The sequence below is a fragment of the Proteus vulgaris genome, from assembly GCF_023100685.1.
Taxonomy (GTDB): domain Bacteria; phylum Pseudomonadota; class Gammaproteobacteria; order Enterobacterales; family Enterobacteriaceae; genus Proteus.
In genome coordinates, this window is sequence record NZ_CP090064.1 from 2,802,434 (window position 1) to 2,825,386 (window position 22,953).

20 protein-coding genes are annotated in these 22,953 nt (G+C 38.3%); 4 read left to right on the forward strand and 16 right to left on the reverse strand.

The features are described from left to right. Nucleotides 1–2: 2 nt before the first annotated feature. The 4 genes from truA to LW139_RS13570 form a co-directional block, all read right to left on the reverse strand. Nucleotides 3–887 (reverse strand): tRNA pseudouridine(38-40) synthase TruA, encoded by an 885-nt coding sequence (gene truA, locus LW139_RS13555; RefSeq protein WP_227335730.1) that lies wholly within the window; start codon nucleotides 885–887, stop codon nucleotides 3–5. Further along, a complete protein-coding gene (locus tag LW139_RS13560) occupies nucleotides 887–1,897 on the reverse strand; it encodes an aspartate-semialdehyde dehydrogenase (protein WP_247850066.1) in 1,011 nt (336 codons plus the stop codon). Before LW139_RS13560 ends, truA begins: the two co-directional genes overlap by 1 nt. A 45-nt stretch (nucleotides 1,898–1,942) precedes the next feature. Further along, a complete protein-coding gene (gene pdxB / locus LW139_RS13565; protein ID WP_227335732.1) occupies nucleotides 1,943–3,085 on the reverse strand; it encodes a 4-phosphoerythronate dehydrogenase PdxB in 1,143 nt (380 codons plus the stop codon). A 149-nt stretch (nucleotides 3,086–3,234) separates the two neighbouring features. Next, a complete protein-coding gene (locus tag LW139_RS13570) occupies nucleotides 3,235–4,017 on the reverse strand; it encodes an AraC family transcriptional regulator (RefSeq protein WP_109407270.1) in 783 nt (260 codons plus the stop codon). Between the two features lie 121 nt (nucleotides 4,018–4,138). On the opposite strand from LW139_RS13570, the gene LW139_RS13575 reads away from it, so the two are divergent. Next, nucleotides 4,139–5,059, forward strand: a complete 921-nt coding sequence (locus tag LW139_RS13575) for a DMT family transporter (RefSeq protein WP_109407271.1) — start codon at nucleotides 4,139–4,141, stop codon at nucleotides 5,057–5,059. A 562-nt stretch (nucleotides 5,060–5,621) separates the two neighbouring features. On the opposite strand, the gene fabB is transcribed toward LW139_RS13575, so the two are convergent. After that, nucleotides 5,622–6,833 (reverse strand): beta-ketoacyl-ACP synthase I, encoded by a 1,212-nt coding sequence (gene fabB / locus LW139_RS13580; protein ID WP_109407272.1) that lies wholly within the window; start codon nucleotides 6,831–6,833, stop codon nucleotides 5,622–5,624. 205 nt (nucleotides 6,834–7,038) lie between these two features. On the opposite strand from fabB, the gene mnmC reads away from it, so the two are divergent. Further along, nucleotides 7,039–9,090: a bifunctional tRNA (5-methylaminomethyl-2-thiouridine)(34)-methyltransferase MnmD/FAD-dependent 5-carboxymethylaminomethyl-2-thiouridine(34) oxidoreductase MnmC gene (gene mnmC, locus LW139_RS13585; protein WP_247850067.1), complete on the forward strand. Its 2,052-nt coding sequence runs from the start codon at nucleotides 7,039–7,041 to the stop codon at nucleotides 9,088–9,090. A gap of 78 nt (nucleotides 9,091–9,168) precedes the next feature. Here mnmC and LW139_RS13590 read toward each other — a convergent pair whose 3' ends face one another. From LW139_RS13590 to prmB, 7 genes are all read right to left on the reverse strand, one after another. Next, nucleotides 9,169–9,720 (reverse strand): GNAT family N-acetyltransferase, encoded by a 552-nt coding sequence (locus tag LW139_RS13590; protein WP_247850068.1) that lies wholly within the window; start codon nucleotides 9,718–9,720, stop codon nucleotides 9,169–9,171. Between the two features lie 110 nt (nucleotides 9,721–9,830). Beyond that, the gene (locus tag LW139_RS13595; RefSeq protein WP_227335737.1) at nucleotides 9,831–10,727 is read right to left on the reverse strand and encodes a hypothetical protein; all 897 of its coding nucleotides are present in this window, start codon (nucleotides 10,725–10,727) and stop codon (nucleotides 9,831–9,833) included. 327 nt (nucleotides 10,728–11,054) lie between these two features. Beyond that, the gene (locus LW139_RS13600; RefSeq protein WP_109407276.1) at nucleotides 11,055–11,327 is read right to left on the reverse strand and encodes a YfcL family protein; all 273 of its coding nucleotides are present in this window, start codon (nucleotides 11,325–11,327) and stop codon (nucleotides 11,055–11,057) included. A gap of 152 nt (nucleotides 11,328–11,479) precedes the next feature. Next, on the reverse strand, nucleotides 11,480–12,034 hold the full coding sequence (locus tag LW139_RS13605; protein WP_166540749.1) for an elongation factor P hydroxylase: 555 nt from the start codon (nucleotides 12,032–12,034) through the stop codon (nucleotides 11,480–11,482). Nucleotides 12,035–12,052: 18 nt separating this feature from the next. Then, a complete protein-coding gene (locus tag LW139_RS13610; protein ID WP_072068644.1) occupies nucleotides 12,053–12,853 on the reverse strand; it encodes a sulfite exporter TauE/SafE family protein in 801 nt (266 codons plus the stop codon). A gap of 173 nt (nucleotides 12,854–13,026) precedes the next feature. After that, on the reverse strand, nucleotides 13,027–14,112 hold the full coding sequence (aroC, locus tag LW139_RS13615) for a chorismate synthase (RefSeq protein ID WP_109407278.1): 1,086 nt from the start codon (nucleotides 14,110–14,112) through the stop codon (nucleotides 13,027–13,029). 84 nt (nucleotides 14,113–14,196) lie between these two features. After that, nucleotides 14,197–15,129, reverse strand: a complete 933-nt coding sequence (gene prmB, locus LW139_RS13620) for a 50S ribosomal protein L3 N(5)-glutamine methyltransferase (RefSeq protein ID WP_109407279.1) — start codon at nucleotides 15,127–15,129, stop codon at nucleotides 14,197–14,199. A gap of 590 nt (nucleotides 15,130–15,719) precedes the next feature. On the opposite strand from prmB, the gene smrB reads away from it, so the two are divergent. Further along, the gene (smrB, locus tag LW139_RS13625; protein ID WP_247850069.1) at nucleotides 15,720–16,262 is read left to right on the forward strand and encodes an endonuclease SmrB; all 543 of its coding nucleotides are present in this window, start codon (nucleotides 15,720–15,722) and stop codon (nucleotides 16,260–16,262) included. Nucleotides 16,263–16,341: 79 nt separating this feature from the next. Here the strand turns inward: smrB and sixA are convergent, their stop codons facing one another. The 4 genes from sixA to LW139_RS13645 all read right to left on the reverse strand — a co-directional run bounded on the left by sixA (nucleotide 16,342) and on the right by LW139_RS13645 (nucleotide 21,201). After that, nucleotides 16,342–16,815 (reverse strand): phosphohistidine phosphatase SixA, encoded by a 474-nt coding sequence (gene sixA, locus LW139_RS13630; protein ID WP_109407281.1) that lies wholly within the window; start codon nucleotides 16,813–16,815, stop codon nucleotides 16,342–16,344. Between the two features lie 390 nt (nucleotides 16,816–17,205). Further along, on the reverse strand, nucleotides 17,206–19,365 hold the full coding sequence (gene fadJ / locus LW139_RS13635) for a fatty acid oxidation complex subunit alpha FadJ (RefSeq protein WP_432652187.1): 2,160 nt from the start codon (nucleotides 19,363–19,365) through the stop codon (nucleotides 17,206–17,208). Next, entirely contained in the window at nucleotides 19,365–20,669 is a 1,305-nt protein-coding gene (fadI, locus tag LW139_RS13640) for an acetyl-CoA C-acyltransferase FadI (protein WP_109407283.1), read from the reverse strand. Before fadI ends, fadJ begins: the two co-directional genes overlap by 1 nt. A gap of 235 nt (nucleotides 20,670–20,904) precedes the next feature. Continuing rightward, entirely contained in the window at nucleotides 20,905–21,201 is a 297-nt protein-coding gene (locus LW139_RS13645; RefSeq protein WP_247850070.1) for a YfcZ/YiiS family protein, read from the reverse strand. Nucleotides 21,202–21,545: 344 nt separating this feature from the next. Here LW139_RS13645 and fadL point away from each other — a divergent pair, with 344 nt between their 5' ends. Then, nucleotides 21,546–22,901 carry a long-chain fatty acid transporter FadL gene (gene fadL, locus LW139_RS13650; protein ID WP_227335739.1) on the forward strand — a complete coding sequence of 452 codons (1,356 nt, stop codon included), beginning with the start codon at nucleotides 21,546–21,548 and terminating at the stop codon, nucleotides 22,899–22,901. The last annotated feature ends 52 nt before the right edge of the window (nucleotides 22,902–22,953 follow it).

Consider the following 22,953-nt stretch of genomic DNA (forward strand, 5'->3'; position numbering starts at 1 on the left):
TTTTATGATTGAGATATTTCAATAGGGTTATCCGCTAAAAATAGTGGGCCCATTGCAGGTTTTGGTAATTCAAAATGCTCAGGATAATCCACTGCCACCAAATACAAGCCATTTGCTTTAGCTGTTGCAGCAGCCTTGGTTCTGTCTTTTAAGGCTAATAATTCAGCCATCCAAGTAATGTCCTGATTGCCACACCCTATTTCTAAAAGGCTACCGACAATATTTCGCACCATATGGTGTACAAAAGCATTCGCTTTAATATCCACCACAACATAATCACCATATCGAGAAACGTTAACATGCATAACGTTACGCCATGGCGTTCGTGATTGACATTGAACGGCTCTAAAAGAGGTAAAATCATTTTCACCCAATAAACATTGTGCAGCCTGATGCATACGCTCAGCATCTAAAGGGTAATGAAAATGCGTCACTCCAGATGATAATATAGCGGGACGATAGCGATGATTAAAAATCACATAGCGATAACGTCTTGCCGTTGCACTAAAACGTGCATGGAAATCATCAGAAACCGTTTTTACCCAACGTACAGCGATATCCGCAGGTAAATGGGTATTAACACCCATTGTCCATGCGGGATCTTTACGGTGCGCCGTTGTTTCAAAATGGACAACTTGCCCCGTTGCATGCACTCCAGCATCTGTTCTTCCGGCACAAAAAACTGATATAGGTTCATTAGCCACTTGTGAAAGGGCTTTTTCTAACCGTTCTTGTACACTGCGCACTTCATTTTGGCGTTGCCAGCCATAATAACGACTACCATCATACTCAACGCCTAACGCGATTTTGATTGTTGTGCTTTCAGAAATAACCGTTGACTCAGTCAAAGGTTGTTCTGTTACTTCAGCACTCACTGGCGCATTCATTAGTAAAACTGCTCCTGCATTAATTGTTCTGCCACTTCAACAGCCATTAATGCCCCACCAAAGCGCACATTATCTGCCACTGACCAAAATTGTAAGGCTTCTGGCATACCATAATCATTACGGAAGCAACCTAAATTTAGGCTCACATTCCCCGAAGCATCGGTCACTTGTGTTGGAAAATCATTTTCATCACTGATACTCAGGCCTTCATTTTCTTGCAATGTTTCACGCGCTTCATCACTGCCCATCGGGCGTGATGTTTCTAATTGCACTGATTGCGCATTACCATAGAAAACTGGAGCTTGTAATGTAGTGACTGAAATTGGAAGACCTTCGTCTTGTAAGATTTTACGAATTTGGTCAACCATGCGACGCTCTTCTTGTACTGAGCCTTCGTCATCAACCATAAGAGGTAGAATATTAAAGGCCAGTTGCTTATTAAAACGGCCTAATTCAGGTGGAACACCATTAAGTAAACGAGCACTTTGTCCAGCAAGTTCATCAACTGCTTGTTTTCCAAAACGGGAGACTGACATTAAATTGGTCACACTAAGACGAGTCAAACCAGCAGCTTCTGTTAATGGATTAATCGCACGTAACAATTGGCTTACCATACTATCAGCAATAGAAACGATATTACGGGTGCGATATTCTGCAAGCATTGAGCTATTCACGCCAGGGACTATCAGTGGTACATCCCAATCCATAGCAAATATGCCACTACAATCAATGACGATGCAGCCTGAATCTGCTGCTTGCTGTGCATATTGCGCACTAATTTCTGTCGGAGCAGCAAAGAAAGCTAATTGAATATCTGCCCATTCGATATTGTGAACACCTTGAACAGCAACACTTTTGCTGTTTACACGCACAGATTTTCCAATACTGTCTTCACTTGCGATTGCGGTCAGTTCACCAATGGGAAATTCACGCTCTTGCAACAGCTCTAAAATAGCTTCACCAACAGCACCTGTTGCACCAACAACAGCAATATTCCAACCTTCTCCCATAAGATATCCTCCAATACCATAAAATTTTAAAAATAATGTTGTGCTTTATTTGCGTGTAGCACTTTTGTATGTAGCACTAAAACCAATCGCACTTAATGTATTGGCCGTGGTTTGGTTATCACAAATTACATGTAGTGAAGACCATTCACGGCGTACAGGATAAAGTTTGCGTAATTTATCAAACTCTCCTTTTACACCGGCCACTTTTCGTAATGGTGCATCATCTCGACGCACATCATAAACAAGGTGGATCAGTTGTTTTAATAACGTTTGTGTTAGCTCACCTTGTACTGAAATTGTTGAAATAGTCGGTGCTGGCAACAAGGTTGATAATTCAACTTGTTGAGGCTGTCCAATAAAATCACAGTAAGCTTCAAATACTTGTGTTGTACCGCGCGCTTTACCTTCTAAGGTATAACCCGCAATATGTGGAGTGCCTATATCGACTTTATTTAATAATTCAATAGAGAGATCAGGCTCTGGCTCCCAAACATCTAATACCACACGTAAGGATTTACCTTTCTCAAGTACAGATAATAGTGCTTGATTATCAACAACCTCACCACGGCTCGCATTAATTAAAATACGTCCTTCAGGTAATTTTTCGAGGTTGTTCTCATTTATCAAATGATAACTTTTGTATGGACCTGATTTATTGAGAGGTGTATGGAAAGTCAGAATGTCCGCTTTTTCTAATAGCGTTTCCAATGAATAAAATTCTTCATTATCACCGTTATCTGCTCTAGGTGGATCGCAAAGTAATACATTGACACCCAATGCACGTAAACGTGTCGCTAATCGCCCTCCGACATTACCCACGCCCACAATACCAACAACTTTATCGACTAATTGAAAGCCATCTTGCTCTGCGAGCATCATCAGTGCAGAAAATACATATTCTACAACAGCAATAGCATTACAACCTGGTGCTGATGAAAAACCAATTTGTTGTTGCTCTAACCATGCAATATCCACATGGTCAAAACCGGCCGTTGCCGTTCCAACAAATCTCACTGGCTTGCCTGATAATAAGGATTCATTGACTTTAGTAATCGATCTCACCATTAAGGCATCAGAATCATTAAGTTCATCAATAGGTAAAGGACGACCAGAAACCGCTTTTACCTCACCTAATTGGCGGAAAAGCTGTTCCGCATAAGGCATGTTTTCATCAACCAGAATTTTCACTGTGTTATCTCACTGATTTGGTATTTATGTGTGTAAACAATCAATCAAAAAATAAATTTAAGCGGTCTATTTTGCCACTTATTAACAACAAAGCCTATTATTGACAGTAAAATCTGCCTAGATTTTAAGTAAATATATGAAAAGAAGACTTAGCAATTGGGTAATCGACGAAAACGTTCTGGCGTTGTGCCAGCAAATTGTTGAAACATTGCAATAAATGTAGACGAAGAGCTGTATCCCACATCAAACGCAATTTCATTCACACTTTTTCCTTGTTCTAATAAAGAAATTGCATGTAAAAAACGTAAGCGCTTACGCCATTCACTAAAAGACATGCCTAATTCTTGTTGGCAACGACGAGAAAGTGTTCTCTCTGAGGTATAACGTTTTTTAGCCCATTCTTCTAACGAAGTATTATCAGCTGGGTCCTGCTCTAATGCAGAAAGTATTGGGGCAAGTAATTTATCTTTAGAAGAAGGTAAGTATGTATGATGAATCGGTGAAGCTTTAAGTTGATCTATCAACACTTGCGCTAAGCGAAAATCTTCTTCTGTTTGTGGTTTACAGACTCCACGATGAAAGAAATCAGAAAATATAGTTGAAAAAATAGCACTTAATTGAATTAAACACGGTTTATCTAACAAACCTTCACACCAACTTGGTGCGATATCTAGCACCTTAAAAGAGAGTGTCTTTTTATTATAACTAGCATGCCCTACATTTTTAGGGATCCACACACTAAATTCAGGGGGTGCTAAAAACCGCTGTCCTCCAGCTTCTAAATCCATGACACCAGAAATCACATAAAGCAACTGACCAAAGTCATGTTGATGATAAACAAACTCGGTTTCAGCTAATAGCTGCTCATCACGAAATCGCACTGTATCTGGATCAGACAATAACCATTGCATTTTTTGTTGTTCAATTGTCATCTTTATGTTGTTCTCTTGTCATGTTGTCTTTATTGGCCTATCTGTTGTCTGGTTTTCATTATATATATCTAATCAGACAAGCTTACAATAGCAACCTGGTTTAAAAATAGATGTGAGAACAATGAAAAACGCAATATTTCCGCTTTTAGCAGTACTGATCTGGTCCATTAATGCCGTCGTCAATAAAGCAGCTGCGTCTGTTATCGATCCTGCGGCTATCTCTTTTTATCGTTGGTTTCTCGCCTTTTTAATTATGACGCCTTTTTTGATCATGCCTGTTTGGCATCATCGTAAAACCGTCAAACAATATTGGTGGAAATTATTTATTCTTGGTGCATTAGGAATGGTGATGTACCAGAGTTTGGCTTATTATGCTGCACATTATGTTAGCGCCACATTTATGGGCATCTTGAACTCGTTGATCCCATTACTGACGGTTATTATCAGTATTTTTGTTTTACGCGTTGTGCCTACTGTCGGAATAGTACTCGGTACTGTGCTTTCAATTAGTGGTTTGGTCTGGCTAATTAGTCGTGGAGAACCGACCCAGTTACTTTCTCAAGGATTGGGATATGGCGAGCTAATGATGTTTATTGCTTCGGCATCATACGCACTTTATGGCGTTTTAACAAAACGGTGGTCTATCGCACTACCTAATTGGCAATCACTTTATGTTCAAATTGGGTTTGGTGTTCTGTTATTATTACCAAACTTCTTTCTTGCCGAAAGCGTGGCATTAACGAAAGACAATATTGGATTAGTGATTTTCGCGGGGATTGGTGCTTCTATTCTTGCTCCTTACCTGTGGATCTTAGGTGTGATGAAATTAGGTGCGAATACAACCTCTATTTTTATGAACCTAATGCCATTATTTACAGCAATGATTGCTATCACACTTCTTGGTGAAGAAATGCATAGTTATCATTTAGTGGGTGGTGGTATTGTGTTATTGGGTGTGCTCTTAGTGCAACAACTGAGAACACCACTGAATTTCCGACGTCAGTCTGCAACGAAAAAAGCAGATTGTCATCAGGAGATGTGAGTCAATGTCAAAAAGACAACAATAAAAAATACCGGCTAAATTCTTAGCCGGTCACATCATGATGTTAGGTTTTATAAATAAAACTGACATAAGAAATCAAAGTATAAAATATAAAGTAATACAAGTATCCGTGGCAAACATTACCAACTTTTATATTAAATAGCTTCTACTTATTTGTAATAAAATAATCCAGATCAATTTTTTTCAGCTCTTTTTGTCCTATTAGTCCTTTCTATTAACCTAACTCCATATAAAACAAAACATTTAATGATTTTAGTTACAATTAAATTAAACGATTGAAATAAAACACGATTAATTTCATTTAATTATTTAAAACAATTAGTTATAAAAAACCGTCTATTTTATTAGAATAATAAAACAGGTAACTATTAGAAGGGGTATTTTTAAAGATTATTTATATAATCTTTTTTAAATAGTTTTTATTCAAAAAGTATCTTTATTAGAATAATAATTTATTTTAACTTGTGAATTTAAAATAAAAAGGCAGTCTCCATTAAAATGAAGCCTGCCTTTTTTAATAAGAAAATATAAGTATAACTAACTAGTTTTTATATTTGCTCATTACTAATGAAGCATTAGTACCACCAAAACCAAAGCTATTTGACATTACAGTGTTTAACTTTTGTTCTGTTGGCTGAGTAATAATATTCATACCCAGTGCTTTATCATCTAATTCTTCAATATTAATGCTTGGTGCAATAAAACCATGCTCTAACATCAATAAGCTATAAATTGCTTCATGTACACCAGCCGCACCTAATGAGTGACCGGTCATCGCTTTAGTGGCTGAAATAGCTGGTGTATGTGTACCAAATACTTCAGTGATAGCTTCAAGTTCTTTTAAATCACCAACTGGCGTTGAAGTACCATGTGTATTGATGTAATCAACTTTCTCAACATCTTGCATTGCCATTTGCATACAACGCACAGCACCTTCACCAGAAGGAGCAACCATATCTGCGCCATCGGAAGTTGCACCATAGCCTACAACTTCAGCATAAATATGTGCACCACGCGCTAATGCGTGTTCTAACTCTTCAACAACCACAATACCGCCACCACCAGCGATAACAAAACCATCACGGTTTTTATCGTAAGTACGGGAAGCTTTACTTGGTGTTTCGTTATATTTCGTTGAAAGTGCGCCCATAGCGTCAAATTCGCAGGTCATTTCCCAACTTAATTCTTCGCCACCACCTGCAAACACAACATCTTGTTTGCCTAATTGGATAAGCTCAACGGCGTGGCCAATACAGTGTGCTGATGTTGAACAAGCAGAACTGATTGAATAGTTAACGCCTTTAATTTTAAAAGGTGTTGCTAAACACGCTGAAACACCCGATGCCATTGCACGAGTCACCATATAAGGACCTACGCCACGTAGACCTTTTGCTCTCATGCCATCAGAACCTTGGACTTGGTTACGTGGAGAACCACCACCAGATCCTACGACTAAACCTGAACGAATATTAGAAACTTGGTCTTCACTCAGACCTGAATCTGCTATCGCTTCTTGCATAGATAAATAGGCATAAACCGATGCGTCGCTCATAAAACGGCGGATTTTACGGTCAATAAGACCTTCAGTATCAAGCTTAACGTTGCCCCAAATGTGGCTACGAAGCCCCATCTCTTTAAATTCTTCTGAGAAAGTTATCCCGGAACGGCCTTCCTTTAAAGAATCCAGCACTTCTTTCTGGTTATTACCAATGCTCGAAACAATACCCAGACCCGTGATCACTGCGCGCTTCATTCATACCTCTTTACAATAATAGTTGTAGCTGCGGGATTTCTGAGTAGCACTCTAGCGTACAGTTGTACGCTGAACAAGTCCGATCAGGATCTTTTTTACAAAAATGCAGATAAGCTGATAAAACAGTTTCCCCTTAAAGGCTGGTACAACCTAGCTAACAGCGCTAAGATATTAGACAATTTTTTGGAGAAATACAGGCAGTTCCGTGAATAATAGCCCGATAAATACCGCATCTTTAAGTTGGAATGAACTTGGTACGCCTATCTCAGAACAATTTGGCGATATTTACTTTTCAAACCAAGACGGCCTAGAAGAAACAAGACACGTATTCTTACAGGGAAATCATTTTCCATTACGTTTTGGTACACATGTACGCTCTGAATGTGTTATTGCAGAAACAGGGTTTGGTACTGGACTGAATTTTTTAACACTGTGGCAAGCGTTTGAGCAATTTAGACAAACATCACCCAACGCATGTTTAAAGCGCCTTCACTATGTTAGCTTTGAAAAATTCCCTCTCACAAAAAATGATTTACAATCCGCTCATTGCCATTGGCCTGAACTTGAAAAATATTCAAAAGCACTTTGTTCTCAATGGCCATTACCTATCGCTGGTTGCCACCGTATTATTCTCGCAGATGGGGCAATCACACTAGATTTATGGTTTGGTGATATCAACACCTTGTTACCGCAAACTCGCCAAGCACTACGCAATAAAGTAGATGCATGGTTTCTCGATGGCTTTGCCCCTTCTAAAAATCCACAAATGTGGAGTGAAACACTCTTTCAATCCATGGCAGATTCAATGAGAGAAAATGGTACATTTTCGACATTTACTGCTGCCGGTATTGTAAAACGAGGTTTGCAAAGTGTTGGGTTTGAGATAAAAAAAATCAAAGGATTTGGGCAAAAAAGAGAGATGTTGACAGGTGTATTCCCTCATTCATCCTCCCCCGAATACCTACCTTATTATGCACGACCTCATGCAACACAAGCACAAGATATCGCTATCATAGGTGGTGGTATTGCTAGCACCTTTATCGCACTTTCTTGCTTAAGAAGAGGCGCTAAAGTCACCTTATATTGTGAAGGTAAACAGCCCGCAACAAATGCATCAGGTAATCGACAAGGTGTTTTATACCCTTTGTTAAATGGTAAGTCAGACGAAATAGAGCAATTTTTTACAACCGCATTCTTATTTGCTCGACGTGCTTATGACAATCTAAGCCAAGCTGGCATTATGTTTTCTCACCAATGGTCTGGTGTTGCTCAACTTATTTATAATGATAGAGTGCGAAAAAAAGCAGAACGAATAATTAATCATTCTGCATCTTTTCATGAAATAGCTTGTTACCTTTCTCAAGATGAGATAAATACCCAGTGCGGGTTAGATATTAATTACGAAGGGCTTTTTTACCCGCAAGCTGGCTGGCTTTCTCCCACTGAATTAACCACTCAAGCACTAAAACATGCTCAACAATTGGGTTTAACACTGCATTTTAATCATCAAGTTACGCAGATAATGCAACATGACTCATCTTGGAGCTTAAATATCGTTCATCATAACGATAATCATGTGACACAAATTCAATCACAACATGATTGCGTAATTTTGGCAAATGGACATCGAATTACCGACTTTACCCAAAGTGCCAAGTTACCGATTAGTGCGGTTAGAGGCCAAGTTAGTCATATTCCAACAACAAATACACTATCAAAATTAAAAACAGTGCTTTGTTATGATGGCTATTTTACGCCAGTTGATAATCAAGATAATTTGCATTGTGTTGGCGCAAGCTTTCGCAGAGATAGGTTAGATTTGACGGTTTCCAGTGAGGAGCAAGAAGACAATCAATATCATCTTACGCACTGTTTAGCCAAAACACCTTGGTGCTTTGATGTTGATTTTAGCCAAAACAATGCACGAGTCGGTATTCGTTGTACGATACGCGATCATCTACCGCTATTAGGTGAAGTACCCAACTTTGAAAACTTGCTATTAGCATATACCCATTTAGATAGGTTTAAGCGGAGAAGACAAACGCCCGTTTTAGCGCCTGCTTATCATCAGCTTTATATCATCAGTGCATTAGGCTCTCGTGGATTATGTTCAGCACCGTTATCAGCCGAAATTCTCGCAAGCCAAATTTTTGATGAACCCTTCCCTGTCGAAGATAGTGTGTTGAATGCCTTACACCCTAATCGTTTTTGGGTAAGGCCTTTACTACGCGGAAAACCGATTGAAGTAAAAAAGTAAAAGTAGCTTCTCCCGTTAGTGAATAAGCAACCGCTTTAGGTTGCTTATTTTAACGTTATTATTTTTTAATGTTATGAACTAATAAACCTTACATTTCATTGCACAGCGCGTTTCTTTCACGAACCCCCCTCTTTCAACTTCATCGTCTAAGATTTCTTGCAAAGAGTGTGGAACTTCATTTTCTGGCAAAATAGAAAAACCTAAGCGTTGATAATACGGTGCATTCCAAGGAACATGACGAAATGTTGTCAATGTAACGGTACTGAATTGGCGCGCCGTTGCTTCATCTTTGACTTTTTGAATAAGTAATTTACCAATTCCGTTATTTTGCCAATCTTGGCTGACAGAGAGTTCATGAATAAATAAACTATCAGTCAATGCTTGCGTCATAATAAATCCCACAGGTTCATTGTCGTGATTAACCGCAACCCAATGTTCATGTTGGTTAATAAATTCTAGATGTGTTTCAACCCCTTGGACATCACTTTCGCTGATCCACTTTAAGTCTTCTAATATGCTAAAAAGTTGCCCTGCAGATTGCTCAATCGTAGGTAATTTAATGGCATCATCAATTTGTGTTTGGCGAAGTGTAATACCATTATTTTTTATTTTATTTTGTGTGATCGTCATATCTATTTCCAGTTCTATACTTTAATACTTTGATAGTTAAACTTATTAAAAAGCCATCCTATTGGATGGCTTACATTAACACTAAATTGATGACTACTTTTTCAGCTATTTTAATCTTTCGGTAAAATACCATAAGATTGAAACTGACCACTCGCCTCAATAAAACGTGTGTAATATTTATTATCTTCTACCGAGTCCTTTACAGCCCTATTAGCATACGCATTAGAGACTGCCAATGTCGCCTTATAAAGTTTATCTTTTAATGCGTTGTGGATCTTTGGATCTTCACTTTCCTGAATTTGATTTAAAAGCGACACAAGCTCTTCTGCTTCTGCTTGAATATCGGGATCAGTAAATTCTGCCGTCGGTAGCATGTAATCTAAATTGAGATTCACCGAATCGTTATACTCATCTTCTTGTGTAAATGGATTTAAATCTTTAGCGTACTCAGCAGAAATGTATTTAATAAATTCTGGTTTATCAAAACACTTATTTTTTATACCACCGTCATTATTTTTATTGCGTGTACGAATTTCATTAGGAAATGGCTCGCCTAGAGGGTAGGTACATTGAAAGGTATTACCATCAATTAATGTAGCATTAGTGCTACGTACGGGGAGTTCAAACTCGTAACCATTAATAATCAGTGGGTAGTCAACCGTTTTAAATTGGTCTGTTTTTCCTTTCACGGCATACACTTCAGAAAGGGTGTAGTACATGAAATTATCAGGGTTTAATATGCCACCATTATTGTTGTCATAAATCATAAAAAGGGCATTATTGCCTGCACTGTCTTTTAAGTTATGCTCACCAGGCGACAATGTAATATAGCCATTTTTACCAGGTTCAACCTGATATTCTTTACCATCAACACTAAAGCTGATCATATTTTCGCTTGGATTACTGTAATAAAATTTATTTTTTTTATTATCTAAATCAACTTGATCACAAGCAGACAAAAATAAAATGGCGCTTGTAAGTAGGCTTATTTTAAAGAAATTTTTCATCGTATCGTTATCCTTATCATAAATATTCTATGCAAATCATTTGCATCCCGAGAAACATTCCTAAAAAACATTTAAAAGTAATTTTACAGAAATGGCAAGGTGTTACAAAAGATAGCACTATTATGCTTAATCAATGAGAGATACATCGACTTTGAAAAATCAAATAAAAACAATTGATAAATAGTGAGGATTGATTTTTGACTAAACACTCACTTTTTTCAACAGCAAATATCCTAAATATGACTTAAGTGTCATTATTTTAATAAGATTTTAAGAAAGAAAAAACAACCGATTGTGCCGGTTGTTCTCTTAGGTAGACATATAGAATTAATTAATTGAATTAACTAAATCGTGCCACGTAGATAATACTAATACTTGATCAGGTGGCGATAGCTCACCTGCTTTTATTGCCTTTTGAATGCTCTCTTCCACACGCGCTCTTAGCGCTTCTAATTGTGTGTTGTTTTCTTGCTCAAGCTCAGCAATAGCCAGTGTTATATGGCCTTGTAAATATCCACCAGCAAATAACTCATCGTCAGTGGCATGTTCAACACGGCTATCAATTCTATCTAACAAGTACGTTTCATACTCAGAAAGCATTATTTATCCTCAATATATAATGTTGCTGTATTCAGTATCTACACTGCATTATCAATGCAGAAAACGTATGATACAGCAACCTTACTACATCAGACTCCACCCTATCGGGTAAAACCTTCACAGTGGATAAGCGATAGTTATTCTCGCAATCCTTAATTAACTAAAGGGTTTTCCTGATAAGGAAACATCTCTTCCGTTAGCTCAGGGGTATTGTAAAACAAATGTAACGCATTAATAAATAGCTGAGCACGAGGTGGCGTGTTTTTATCTCGTAAATAAGCAAGCACTTGTTCTCTGACCTTGTTTCTAAACTCATAGCGATCAGGCTCAAAGTTACCTTCTAGATTGTCACAACTGACATTAAAAGGATAACCCGCAGCTTGGCAAAATAACCAATCCAGTGCTTGAGGTTTAATTTCTACCGCCTCAAACTGCCCTTGCGTCGTTTCGTCGCGTCCATCGGGGCAATACCAGTAACCATAATCAACTTGTTGACGACGAGCCGCGCCTGCAATACACCAGTGTGATATTTCATGTAATGCACTCGCATAAAAGCCATGAGCAAAAATGATTTGGTGATAAGGTGTCTCTTCATTTGCTGGCAAATAAATCGGCTCATCATCCCCTTTGATTAAACGGGTTTGAAAACTTTCGCTAAAACATTGATTAAAGATATCAATTAACTGTTGGTAATGATGTGCTGACATTTAAAAAACCATTTATTCCTAATTAAAAAGTGCAGAGAACCAAAGTGCAATAGTATCGCCATGATTGTCATTAATGAGTTTGATGCTCATCAAGAAGGAGATAATGACCAGCATAGGCCTTATTAATTTTTGCCCTTTCGTTAAAACCAAGCCTGCACCTAAGCGAGCACCAATAAATTGCCCACAAAGCATAACTAAACCAAGAGTCCAAATAACTTGCCCACCAATAATAAAAAATAGTAGGGATCCAAAATTAGAGGTGAAATTGAGTAACTTAGCATGGGCAGTCGCTTTTGAGAGATTATATCCAAGTAACATGACATAACCTAAAGCGAAAAAAGAACCTGTACCAGGTCCAAAAATACCATCATAAAAACCCACACCTCCGCCTAATATTGCGCCAAATGTATAGTAACCAATACGTTGTTTACTGTCTTGAGCACCAATTGACGGAGTAAGAAGAAAATAAAGACCAATAGCAATAGTGAGAATAGGAAGTGCTTGTTTCAGAACCTCTGGATTAATAAATTGCACCAACATAGCGCCAGAAACCGCACCAATAAAGGTCATTAAAATCGCAAATCGTTGGGATTTTAAATCAATAACCCTGCGACGTATAAAATAGAGTGTTGCAGAAAATGAACCACCAACAGACTGCAGTTTATTGGTTGCAAGCGCTTGTACTGGTGAAATACCGACCGAAAGTAAAGCAGGAATAGTAATTAAACCGCCGCCACCAGCAATTGAATCGATAAAACCCGCAATTAAAGCGACAAAGAAGAGAAGAAGGTAGATGCCATCTGAAAAGAGCCAATCCATTTATCTATCCGAATTATCAGAAATGAAAGGACGTGTTGCTGTCTCTTTCGTTTATTTATTTTGAAGAGAGTAACAGCAACACAGTCTGAGCATAATAAAATTAGGCGCTCACACCTTTAAAGCTAACATCAAACTTACTACAGCTTATCAATCACGTTATTGATGTAGAATGATTACCACTGCATTAAAGGTGGCACAACATCACCACACTGACCACGCTGACGCAATGCATGATCGAGTAATACAATTGCCATCATCGCTTCTGCAATTGGAATAGCGCGTATTCCCACACAAGGATCGTGACGCCCCTTAGTTATCATATCGACTTCCTCACCGTCACGATTAATTGTTTTGCCTGCAATCGTGATACTAGAGGTCGGTTTTAATGCGATATGTGCAACAATAGGCTGACCACTGCTAATTCCCCCTAAAATCCCACCAGCATGATTACTGGTAAAACCATTCTTGGTGATTTCATCTCGGTTCTCTGTACCTTTTAATGTTACAACACCAAAACCATCACCAATTTCAATACCTTTAACGGCATTAATACTCATCAAAGCATGTGCTAAATCAGCATCTAGTCGATCAAAGACAGGTTCACCAAATCCAGCAGGTACGCCTTGAGCAACAACGGTGACTTTTGCACCAATAGAATTGCCTTCTTTTTTAAGTGCGCGCATATATTCATCAAGTGCATCTAAACGCGAAGGATCAGGACAGAAAAATGGATTACTTTCGACAATAGACCAATCAACAAGATCACACGTAATTGGCCCTAATTGAGATAGGTAACCTCGAACTTCGATACCTAATTTCTCTTTTAGGTATTTTTTTGCAATTGCACCTGCGGCAACACGCATAGCTGTCTCACGAGCAGAAGAGCGTCCACCACCACGATAATCACGTAAACCATATTTTTGTTCGTAGGTATAATCAGCATGACCAGGACGAAAAACATCTTTGATTTCACTGTAATCTTGAGAGCGTTGGTCAGTGTTTTCAATCAACAAACCGATGCTAGTTCCTGTAGTGACACCATTAAATACACCCGACAAAATACGAACTTGATCAGGCTCACGACGTTGTGTGGTATAGCGTGAAGTTCCGGGTCTACGTCTATCTAAATCAACTTGTAAATCGGCTTCTGTTAAAGGTAATCCAGGAGGCACACCATCAACAATACAACCTAATGCAACACCATGAGACTCACCGAAAGTCGTCACTCTGAATAATTGTCCGATACTGTTTCCTGCCATCCCTTTATTCCTATCTTTTACTGTGTGATGTTATCAATATGTTATTTGCAATAAATAACAATCTACCGTCTCATTGCTGTTACATCAACGTTTATCAGTAGAAAAACACGCTGAATATTCGACAAGCTGTTCGCGAGTTAACATAAAGACACCAAGCCCACCATTATCAAACTCAAGCCATGTAAACGGAACGTCTGGGAATTGTTCGATAAGATGAACCATGCTGTTTCCTACTTCACACACAAGAACACCTTTTTCACTTAAATATTCAGGCGCTTTTAGTAAAATTTGGCGTGTAATATCAAGACCATCAATACCTGATGCCAATGCTAATTCTGGTTCAACTTGGTATTCATCTGGTAAATCACCCATATCTTCAACATCAACATAAGGCGGATTCGTCACAATAATATCGTAAGGCGTTGGAACAATAGCGTTAAATAAATCAGATTGCATTGGGTAAACACGATGAGCCAGACCGTGGTTTTCAATATTAAATTCTGCCACTTCCAGAGCATCTACAGAAATATCAACCGCATCCACTTCCGCATCTTCAAATTCATGAGCACATGCAATGGCGATACAACCACTTCCGGTACATAAATCAAGAATACGTGTTGGCTCTTGCTGGATTAAACCATCAAAATGGTTATTGATTAATTCACCAATAGGGGAACGAGGAATAAGCACACGTTCATCAACATAAAATTCATGACCGCAGAACCAAGCTCGATGAGTTAAATAAGGAACAGGGATCTTTTCCTCAATTCGACTTTCAATCAGAGTAATAATTTCCATTTTTTCAGAGGTTGTTAATTTAGTCGATAACAGCGCATCTGGAATATCTAAAGGAAGTGCAATAGTTGGTAATACAAGCTGTAATGCTTCATCCCATGCGTTATCTGTGCCATGACCATAATAAATGTCAGATGAATTAAACTGACTCATAGCCCAACGTAGCATATCTAGGATAGTGCTTAAATCAGCAACTGCTTCCTCTTTTAGTGTTATATCCAAAATGGTTGTCCTCTGAAGAAATAGAAAGTCTGTAGTTTGCCATGAAGATGGTGATAAATCAGCGGGAAACCGTAAAAAAACATAACAACGTTATCACTACGGATTATATCAACACACTTATTATGGTTTTATACTTCAGTCATAGAATAAAAAGCAAAACATACAAACTATTTAAAATTAAAATTTGATATTTTATACTTTTAATTTAACTTTCATTAGCAAGAAATTAAAAATGAACCATACTTAATACATGAAAGAATTAACTGTATACCAATATGCGCCTAGAGATGTTTTTCATTCAATGTGCAGTCACTTGATAACAAATACATAATTTTTGAAAACTCTTTTTGATATCTTTTTATCTTAGTTTTACCGCAAGCTTAAGATATAAAAAAGTTTATGTTCCACAGATATTCTGAGCAAAGCAACTTGTTAATCACCTCGTATTTGCTAGCTATGTGACTATTTCGGCAGGGTAGATACCCTGCCTTTTTTTATGCCAAATTTATAACCTATACTTTTTTATCTCTGACACTATTTCATGTACTATTGCCTTATAAAAACAGTAACACTATGAAGAATCATAAAAAATGAATAAAAAATTTTCACTGCCACCTTCTGAAATTGAGTTATTTCAGGAAATGATAAAAGGTACAAAGAAATTACCTCAAGATAAAATACTTCACTCGCCAAAACGTAAAAAAGTGACACACTACGCTATTGAACGTTTGCAACAAGAACAAGTTGATGCTTCATATTATTTTTCTGATGAATTTCAACCTAATTTAGCGACAGAAGGCCCTATGCGCTACCTAAGAGAAGGCGCAAATGCTTATGAGTTGAAAAAACTACGTCGTGGCGATTATGTTCCTGATTTTTTTCTAGATTTACATGGTTTAACACAACTAATTGCCAAACAAGAGATTGGTGCTTTGATTGCAGCCTGTAGGCGAGAGCACGTTTACTGTGCTTGTATTATGCATGGACATGGCAAACATATTTTAAAACAACAAACACCACTTTGGTTAGCGCAGCACCCAGATGTCATTGCGTTCCATCAAGCCCCAAAAGAATGGGGAGGTGATGCCGCGTTATTAGTGTTAGTCGAAAATGATGATATTGCCCGTCGTTGATATATCAGTTATCTCAAGCATTAACCCTTAAATCACCCGAATGGTGAAATAAGGCGTTAATTATTTTTATTGAATTAATTTATTTCAATGTTGAAGGTGAGACTTGCCATAGCAACTCCCCTGCACCTTTTGACAAATCAAAATCAACACAAGCAATCGTTGATGTTGAAAACATAGGCGCACACACTGCAGGGCACAATTCAGCCACAACATAGCCGACTAAAGGCAAATGGGATATAACCAAGATATTTTGATATCCTGTATCTCCTAAAGCACGTAAATAATGTGCAATATGTGAAGGATTACCACCAGGAATAAGCCCTTCGTCGGTTTCTATTTTGCTTGGTAGCGCTAAATCTGTTTTTACAGCCTCTAATGTTTGTTGAGCTCGTAAATAAGGGCTAACTAAAACATAATCGATAGGATGCCCTTGCGTTGTCATCCATTCAGCCATCTTTATTGATTCACTTCTTCCACGCTCAGTCAGTGGTCGTAGTGCGTCGCTTGCAGCATCAAGCGCTGCTTCTCCATGGCGCATAATAAAAATTTGCATAGTAAATTATTAAACCTATTTTATTTTTTGTAATTACTGGCATTAACGTTTTTAAGATAATTAATCTAATCAAGATAAAATGAATATATTCTTATATCAAATCGCCAATGTCCTAATTGCAATTGCATAATTCACCTATTTAAAATCATGCCATTGTCTTACAAATTTCATGTCATTTTTCAGGATTTTATTTTAAAAAACTTCATTTTTAAATTTATTTTCAAATAACTATATTGCCATATCTGGCTATCATTAACACTTTCGACCCTTTTTTCCATTAAAAATTCATCAATTATTAATCTGACGCAAAAAGTACAAGAAAAAAGGCGCCTAAGCGCCTCAATCTAAACAAGTGTCACAAAAGGAAAATGCAATGGTATAGAGGTTTAATTAGTCATAAAAACGTTCATTTCGTTTAGCCATTTCAACTAACCGTTCACAAGGACGATATCTTTCACCATATTTATCAGCAAGTTGATTAAGTTTTTCTACTACTTTTGTTGTTCCCATACTATCCATATAACGGAAAGGGCCACCAAAGAAAGGAGGGAAACCGATACCAAAAACAGCACCAATATCACCATCACGAGGTTGTTTTATAATATTTTCATCTAAGCAACGAACTGCTTCATTTAGCATCAATAACAAACAACGTTCTGTGATTTCAGAGTAAGACAATTGGCTTTTGGGTTTAATTTGTAAAAGACGATAAATAGTAGGATCGGGCTGTTTTTTATTTTTTCCAAATGAAAAAGGCAGAACATGTTTTGTATAAAGGTAAAAACCTCTGCCATTTTTACGCCCTTTTCTATCATCAGCAATAATGGCATCAACAGCAGGTGGAGAAGCAAATCGTTCACCAAATGCATTCACTAATATTGGTGTTATTTTTGTACCAATATCGATACCAACTTCATCCAATAACTGAATAGGCCCTACAGGGAAGCCAAATTGAACGAGTGCTTTATCAATATTTTCAATCGGTTCACCCTGTACTAAACAGGTCAATGCTTCACTAATATAAGGAGCTAGAATACGATTAACATAGAATCCGGGTTTATCACCTACAACTATCGCAACCTTACCTTGCTTTTTAGCGAAAGCCACCGTTGTTGCAATAGTTTTTTCGTTAGTATTATCATGTGGAATAACTTCAACTAATGGCATTTTTTCTACAGGGCTAAAATAGTGAAGCCCAATCACTTTTTCTGGATATTTCGCTGTTTTTGCAATTTCATGAATAGGTAATGAAGAGGTGTTAGATGCAAAAATAATTTTACCTTTCCCCACATCTTCAATATCTGCCACCATTTTCTGTTTTAAAGCAAGATCTTCAAACACCGCTTCAACAATAATGTTGGATTGATGAAAACCGCTGTAATCCAATGAACCAGAAAGTAAGCTCATTTGGCGTTGACGTTCACGTGCAGATAATCTTTTTTTACTGACCTTGGACGAAAGCGCTTTCCAACTATAATTTAAGGCTTGAGCAATTCCCTTATCGCTAATATCTTTGATCCTTGCAGGTAAATTGCCCTTTGTGGCAGTAACAAAAGCAATACCGCCCCCCATTAATCCCCCACCTAAAATACCGATATGATGCAAACCATCAGGTTTTTGAGATGAACCTGTCTCATTTTTAAGTGTTGTTGAAGCAAAAAAGAGATGTCTTAACGACGATGAAACTGGTGTCATCGCTAACTCACCAAAAGCAGTTGCCTCTTCTTTAAACCCTGTTTGAATATCTTTTTCGAGTCCACGCTCTATTACATGCAAAATACGTTCAACTGCAGGATAATGCCCTTTTGTCTTAGCTAATGCGCGTTTTTTCGCTTGCCCAAAAAGTATATTTCTCCCTAATGTGGTATTTGCCCAGAAACGATCCATGATTGAATGTTTTTTCTGCTCTTTTTTACCCGACAAAATCCATTTTGCTGCAACATCTAATAAAATATCTTGTGAAACAACATCATTAACAAGACCTAATTTCAACGCTCGTTTAGCATTGATTTGTTTACCTGTTAAAATTAAATCTAACGCCGACGTCACACCAATAAGACGAGGTAAACGCTGAGTTCCCCCTGAGCCGGGCAATAACCCAAGTTGCACCTCAGGAAGCCCTAAACGTGTTTTGTTATTATCCGAACAAATTCGTCCGTGGCAGGCCAATGCTAATTCAAGTCCCCCACCAAGACATGCACCATTGATAGCTGCAACAACGGGTAATGGGTAATTTTCAAGTTGGGTAAAAAGGTCTTGTCCTGCTTTTGCGAGTGCACTTGCTTCTTCTTTTGTTTTGCAACCTGCAATCATTGAGATATCAGCGCCAGCAATAAAACTATCTGCCTTACCTGATGTGATAATTAATCCTTTTACACCAGAATGTTGTTGCGCTTGTTTCAAAACATCTTGGAACTGCTGTACAAATTCAGCTTTTAAGGTATTCACTTTTTCGCCGATAACATCAATTGTTATAACGCCGACTTTATCGTTACGAACTGAAAATTGGAAAACGGAAGGTTTTTCTAGTGTTGTTTGTTGTTGTTCCATTATTCCACCTCCAAAATCATAGCTGCACCTAATCCACCAGCCGCACATGCAGTCGTTAACCCAAACCCACCACCTCGGCGTTTAAGCTCATGGAGCGTCTGTGTCACCATTCTTGCCCCAGTTGCTGCAAATGGGTGTCCATAAGCAATAGAACCACCTAGCACATTAAATTTATCCATATCCACCTCTCCAATTGCCTTAGATAATCCTAATTGCTCTTTAGCAAATCGTTCACTCGCAAATAACGTCAAATTACTCAACGTTTGCGCAGCAAAAGCTTCATGCATATCAATTAATGTTAGATCACTCAAAGAGAGGCCTGCGCGCGAAAGCGCAAGTGGCGTGGCATAAGATGGTCCTAATAACATATCTTTCCAGACATCTGTTGCAGTAAACGCATAACTACGTAGATAACCAATCGGTTGATAGCCTAAGCTTTTTGCAACTGACTCTTTCATCATTAATACTGCGGCTGCGCCGTCCGTTAATGGCGTACTGTTTGCAGCAGTAACACTACCATGGCGACGATCAAAAGCCGGTTTTAACTTGGCGTAAGAATCAAGAACGGAGTTTTTACGAATATTGTTATCTTGATGAAAACCTTCTTTGTAAGGCGGGAAAAAAGCGGTCATTACCTCATTATCTAGTTTTCCCATTTCCCATGCTTTAGTGGCTAATTGATGAGAACGATGTGCTAATTCATCTTGAGCAACTCTAGAAATATGATAAGTCTTTGCCATTTGCTCAGCGGTATCTCCCATACGTAATCCCGTTGAATACTCAGCCACAGCAGGAGCAACAGGGAGAAGATCACGAAACCGCAATTGACTTAAATAACTTAAACGCTGGCCTAATGATTTTGCTTTATTAAGACTTAATAAGACATCCGCTAATTTTTTACTGACACCAATTGGTAAAACTGATGATGAATCTGCGCCACCCGCAATACCGACAGAAACATGCCCTGCCATCATGCTTTCAGCAACATTTGCAATCGCTTGAAAACTCGTTGCACATGCTCTTGTAACGCTGTAAGCGTCTGTTTTTACACTTAAGCCAGCACCGAGTACAATTTCTCTGGCAATATTCGGTGCTTCTGGCATTTGAACCACTTGTCCGAAAACAAGTTGATCGATAATTTCGGGAGGAATTTCATTGCGAGTCACTAATTCTTGAACCACTGAACGCCCTAATTCAACCGCAGGTATTCCTCGATACGCAGTCGCTTGTTTAGCAAAAGGTAAGCGTAGCCCGCTGACAATGGCGATGCGATCTTTCATAGCACTGTTCGTTGATGACTTCATAACGGCTCCTGACAAAATGAGTTCCTAACACCAAAGAGGTCTGACCTGACAATAGTGTTAACAAAAATTTCACCTATCAGAAACATCATTTTATGAGAAGTGGGAGTTAGCGCGCATTATTTCGATAGAATGTCTGAAACCCAACAATAACGATAGAAAGGGTAAAAACACAATGGTGGGCAATAAAAAAGGCTGTTGAATTTCAACAGCCTTAAATCTATTTATTTTCAGCGGATTAACGTAATCCTAACTGGAAGATCAGGTTTTCTGCTTCACACGAAAATGTAAAATCAGCAGTAAGTTGAACACCACCATCTACATCAGCAAATTGTTGATTAATTTTGCAAGGCTCTGAAGCGATAGATTGTGCTTTTGCACTGAGTTGATCCAACATTGCTTGCGCTTCTACTTTATCAGCGAAGGCATGCTGATATGACGCAGTGCAATTTTTATTGTCAATAATAGTACCCACATCTACACAACAGCAAGCAGCGGTTTCTTCTGCACTACAACGATTAATTGCGTCTGCCATTTTAGTCTCCCAACGAAAGAAATGTTAATTATCTATCATAATTGCAAAAAAATAAAATAAACTGCTTTAGCTCAAATTATCTTACAATTTTACAAAAATAATTGATTATTCTGTTTATTTAACAATCAAAAATATCTTTATTGGGATGTTTTGTGAAAATAATGTTAAGTAAATCCCAATTATTAAATCAAAACAGCAATATTTGCAAAACATACTTGCAACATTTGGGGTGTTCAACTTTATACTTAAACAACTGGTCTGATTTGTCATAGCGACAACCGCACCTAAAATCCAGCGCTTCTAATCAGAAGTAACAACTTAAAAAAATTATGAGGGTTTAGGTCATGAACCGTAAAAACCTGTTTACCCGCACAGCACTAGCTACCTTGGTAGGTGTTATCTCCTCTCAAGCAGGTGCTGCCGGTTTTCAGTTAAATGAATATTCTACTTCAGCACTAGGGCGTGCATTTTCAGGAGAAGGCGTTATTGCCGATGACGCAAGCGTAGGTAGCCGTAACCCAGCTGCACTCACTATGTTTGATCGTCCTGAATTCTCTGTTGGTGCTATCCATATTAATCCAAGCGTCGACATTAAAGGTAAATCTCCACTTACAGGAACTAGCACTACTGCTGGTGATATCGCACCAAGTGCATTAGTCCCTAATATCCACTTTGTTGCCCCTATTAATGATAAATGGGCGATTGGTGCCTCGGGCACAACAAACTTTGGCTTAGCGACTGATTTTAAAAAGGATTATGCTGCAGGCCTTATTGGTGGTAAAACCGATTTAAAAACCATGAACTTAAACTTAAGTGCAGGTTATCGAGTAAATAATCAATTCAGTGTCGGCTTAGGCTTAAATGCCCTTTATGCTGATGCTGAAATTACCCGCCATGTTGGTGAAGCGGGTAAAGTTTTAGGTAGTGCTGTATCACAAAAACCGGGCATGGGACAATTAGGCAGTTATTTATCAAGCCTATCGCCAAGTGATCGCTTTGCTCAATTGAAAGGTGATGCATGGGGCTTTGGCTGGAACGCCGGTCTATTATATGAATTCGACGAAGGCAACCGTATAAGCTTTACTTACCGTTCTAAAGTTAAAGTGAAATTTAAAGACGGTGAATACCAAAGTGACTTACGTTCAATTCCACAACTCGAAGGAATGGGAATTGTAGGTACTAACGGCGAAACCATTAAAGGTAAACTTGATCTTAACTTACCAGAAATTTGGGAGTTTGCCGCTTATCATCGTGTAGCGCCAAAATGGGCGGTTCACTATAACTTTGCTTATACAAGCTGGAGTGCTTTCGAAGAGTTAAAGGCCACACGTAAGAGTGATGGTCAACAACTGTTCAGGAAAGAAGAAGGCTTCCGTGATGCATGGCGTGTGGCTTTAGGTACAACCTATTATCACGATGATAACTGGACATTCCGTACCGGTATCGCTTTCGATGATAGCCCAGTCCCTGCTGATAAACGTTCTATCTCCATTCCAGACCAAGATCGTTTCTGGTTAAGTGCGGGTACAACCTACGCATTTAACAAAGATATGTCTATTGATGTTGGCTTAGCATATATGCATGGTAAAAAAGTCACAATCAAAGAGAAATTATCTGAAGATCTGCCATTGCCTGCTTATGAATTCGAGTCATCAGGTAAAGCATGGTTATACGGTATGAACTTTAATTACCGTTTCTAATTTCTCACTGTGCTTTTTATACAAAAAATGGTCTTTTTTAAGACCATTTTTT